Origin of the sequence: Stenotrophomonas capsici (assembly GCF_034961085.1) — a bacterium.
Lineage (GTDB): Bacteria > Pseudomonadota > Gammaproteobacteria > Xanthomonadales > Xanthomonadaceae > Stenotrophomonas > Stenotrophomonas capsici.
Genome location: NZ_JAYFUH010000250.1, coordinates 3,522 through 6,724, shown reverse-complemented (window position 1 = coordinate 6,724; position 3,203 = coordinate 3,522). Strand labels below are relative to the sequence as shown.

The window sequence follows — 3,203 nt, the reverse complement described above, 5'->3', positions numbered from 1 at the left end:
CCTGCTGACCGAGAGCCGCCACTTCCCCGGTCGCCTGCTGCAGACCTCGCCGCCGCGCAAGCAGGCCAGTGGTGATCCCGGCAGCCATGCGGTGATCGACCTGGACCTGTCCCGCTACGACCACATCGCCCAGCGCTTCGCCCAACAGCAACTGCAGGACCGCGACCTGCTCAAGGGCGGCATCGCCACCCGCAACCCGGCGTTCAACCGGATGATCGAGCAGATCGAAACCGTGGCCACGCGTTCGCGCGCACCGATGCTGCTGATGGGGCCGACCGGCGCCGGCAAGAGCCAGCTGGCCAAGCGCGTGTTCGAGCTGAAGAAGAACAAGCATCAGCTGCCAGGCCGCTTCGTCGAGGTGAACTGCGCCACGCTGCGCGGCGATGGCGCGATGAGCACGCTGTTCGGGCATACCAAGGGGGCCTACACCGGCGCCAGCGGCGACCGCGCCGGCCTGCTGCGCTCGGCCGACAAGGGCCTGCTGTTCCTCGATGAGATCGGCGAACTCGGCGCGGACGAGCAAGCCATGCTGCTGCGCGCACTGGAAGAAAAGCGCTTCCTTCCGGTGGGCAGCGACCGCGAGGTGGAGAGCGACTTCCAGCTGATCGCCGGCACCAACCGCGACCTGCAGGACGACGTCCGCCAGGGCCGCTTCCGCGAAGACCTGCTGGCACGCCTGAACCTGTGGACCTACCGGCTGCCCGGGCTGGCCGAGCGCAGCGAGGACATCGAGCCCAACCTGGAGTTCGAGCTGGAGCGCTGGTCACGCGAACAGCACGAGCGCGTGCGCTTCAACGTGGAGGCACGTGCGAGATACCTGTCGTTTGCCACCAGCAGCGAAGCTACCTGGCGCGGCAACTTCCGCGACCTGGGAGCGAGCGTGGTGCGCATGGCGACCCTGGCCACGGCCGGACGCATCCAGATCGACGGCGTGGATGCGGAGATCACCCGGCTCCGTGCGCAATGGCACGGCGGCAACGAGACATCACCGCTGCTCGCGCTATTGGGCGAGGCGGCGACGGCGCTGGACCGCTTTGATCGCGTGCAACTAGAGGACGTAGTGCGCGTGTGCCAGCGTTCACGCTCGCTGTCGGCGGCGGGACGCGAGCTGTTCGCGGTGTCACGCACGCAGCGCGCGAGCACCAACGATGCGGATCGGCTGCGTAAGTACCTGGCGAAGTTCGGGCTGGATTGGGAGCAGGTGCGCGAACGCACTGTTGGGAAATGAGGGGCGGCATGAGGCATGAAGCGGAAGGCGTTACCCCTCCCCAACCCTCCCCTGCTGCGCAAGGGAGGGAGCAGTACGTGCAGTTCGATCCGATCGCCACAAAGCCACGCTCTTACCCCCTCCCTTTGGCGTAGCCAAGGGGAGGGCTGGGGAGGGGTAGCTTCTGCCCCTCAACCCAACAACGGCGGCACTTTCTGCTTCAACAACTGCACCAGCTCCGGCGCCATGAAGTCGTACTCATCCGGGATCCCCAGGACGACCACCCGCCTGTCACGTAGCCAGCGTTGAAAGCGCTCGCCCAGCCGTCGCTTGTGCACCGGCTCCATCACCACGATCAGGTCCGCCCACTCCAACAACTCGGGCGTCACCGGGTTCTCCGCCTCCGGCTTCAATCCGGCCGAAGCCGTCTCGATGCCGGGCCAGTCGGCAAACACCTGCTCGGCCGTCGGGCTGCGCAGCCGGTTCTGGCTGCAGACGAACAGGATGCGGCGGACCATGCAGCCTCAGATCACTGTCAGGTTGGCGTAGGCCATCACCAGCCATTTGCTGCCGGCATCCGCAAACTCGACCTGTACACGCGCGTGCGCACCGTTGCCTTCGTAGTCGGTGACCATGCCTTCGCCGAACTTGGGATGGTTGACCAACGCGCCGAGCTTGATCGGCGGTGCCTCGATCGCGGCATGTCCCATCACCCGGCTGGTGCCCAGCGAGGCCGGCCGCGAGACCTGCACCTTCGGGCGCACTTCGTTCAACAGCTCACGCGGGATCTCGCGCAGGAAGCGCGAGGGCAGGCTGTAGTTGTCCTGGCCGTGGATGCGGCGTGATTCGGCATAGCCCAGGATCAGCTTCTGGCGCGCGCGGGTGATGCCGACGTAAGCCAGCCGGCGCTCTTCCTCCAGCCGCCCGCTTTCCTCCAGCGAACGCGCGCTCGGGAACAACCCTTCTTCCATGCCGGCCAGGAACACCAGCGGGAACTCCAGGCCCTTGGCCGAGTGCAGCGTCATCAGCTGCACGCCTTCCTCGCCTGCCTGCGCCTGGCCTTCGCCGGCTTCCAGCGAGGCATAGGACAGGAAAGCCACCAGCTCGCTCATGTCCTCGGCGCCCTCCTCGATGTCGTCATCGCGACGCACGAAACGCGAGGCCACCGAGATCAGTTCATCGAGGTTGTCGGTGCGCGACTCCGAATCCAGCGCGTTGCGGCTTTCCTTGCTCCAGTGCTCGCGCAACGCCGAACGGGTCAGCACATGCTCGATGCGCTCGGCCAGGTTCATCGGCGCCGTTTCGACGGTGGTCTGCTGCACCAGGTTGATGAAGCCGGCCAGCGCATTCTTGGCACGCGAAGTCAGGTCATTGCCCTGCGTGGCCAGCATCGACGCTTCCCACAACGACAGCGATTGCTGCCGCGCGATGCGGCGCACCTCGTCCAGGGTGCGCTCGCCGATGCCACGCGTGGGCGTGTTCACCGCGCGCTCGAAGGCCGCATCGTCGTTACGGTTGGTCATCAAGCGCAGGTAGGCCAGCGCGTCCTTGATTTCGGCACGCTCGAAGAAGCGCATGCCGCCATACACGCGGTACGGCACCTGCTCGCTGAGCATCGCTTCTTCGAAGGCGCGCGACTGCGCGTTGCTGCGGTAGAGCACGGCGATGTCGCCATAGCTGCCGCCATCGCGCACCCACTGCCGCGCACGCTCGACCAGGTAACGCGCCTCGTCCATCTCGTTGTAGGCGGCAAACAGGTCGATCGGGTCGCCGTCGCCGCTGTCGGTCCACAACTGCTTGCCGATGCGATCGGGGTTGTGCGCGATCACCGCGTTGGCCGCGCCCAGGATGTTGGCGCTGGAGCGGTAGTTCTGCTCCAGGCGGATGGTCTCGGCACCCGGGAAATCCTTCAGGAAGCGCTGTACGTTCTCGACCTTGGCGCCGCGCCAGCCATAGATGGCCTGGTCGTCGTCGCCGACCACGAACACATGCCCGC

General features: G+C 66.5%; 3 protein-coding genes. 1 reads left to right on the top strand and 2 read right to left on the bottom strand.

The window, feature by feature from the left end:
- Positions 1-1,228 (top strand): RNA repair transcriptional activator RtcR (gene rtcR / locus VA603_RS18015; protein WP_323439652.1); only part of this gene is annotated, 1,228 nt, incomplete at its 5' end.
- Positions 1,229-1,398: 170 nt separating this feature from the next.
- On the opposite strand, the gene VA603_RS18010 is transcribed toward rtcR, so the two are convergent.
- Both VA603_RS18010 and VA603_RS18005 read right to left on the bottom strand, forming a co-directional pair.
- Positions 1,399-1,725: a low molecular weight protein tyrosine phosphatase family protein gene (locus VA603_RS18010; RefSeq protein WP_323439651.1), complete on the bottom strand. Its 327-nt coding sequence runs from the start codon at positions 1,723-1,725 to the stop codon at positions 1,399-1,401.
- Between the two features lie 6 nt (positions 1,726-1,731).
- Positions 1,732-3,203: 3'-5' exonuclease (locus VA603_RS18005; RefSeq protein WP_323439650.1), on the bottom strand; the 1,472-nt coding region annotated here is incomplete at its 5' end.